The sequence below is a fragment of the Salegentibacter tibetensis genome (assembly GCF_020164485.1).
Lineage (GTDB): Bacteria > Bacteroidota > Bacteroidia > Flavobacteriales > Flavobacteriaceae > Salegentibacter > Salegentibacter tibetensis.
In genome coordinates this window covers 1-282 of record NZ_JAIQZA010000144.1, presented here as the reverse complement: position 1 = coordinate 282, position 282 = coordinate 1, and the positions used below count along the sequence as shown (strand labels likewise).

Below are 282 nucleotides of genomic sequence, written 5' to 3'. Positions count from 1 at the left end.
ATGTTTTAGCTAATGGGGGTTCCTGTATTGCCGGCCCCGATGGGGAATGGATAGTAGAGCCGATAATAGATAAGGAAGGTTTATTTGTGCATTCCTTAAATATTAACCGGGTTTTGGAAGAGCGTCAGAATTTTGACGGCGCCGGACATTACTCCCGTCCGGACATTACCCGATTAACAGTTAACCGGGAGCGACAGTCTATCATTGACCTGGAAAATGAACAGTTTTAAGGCGTCTCTGATAATCTTTAATTTTTGATGAATTTATGAATGGATAAACAGA

Annotated in this window: 1 pseudogene; it reads left to right on the top strand. The window is 41.8% G+C overall.

Annotated elements, in window-relative coordinates:
- Positions 1–230 (top strand): annotated as a pseudogene (locus tag LB467_RS18860) (carbon-nitrogen hydrolase family protein); the annotation flags it as partial.
- Positions 231–282: the final 52 nt, after the last annotated feature.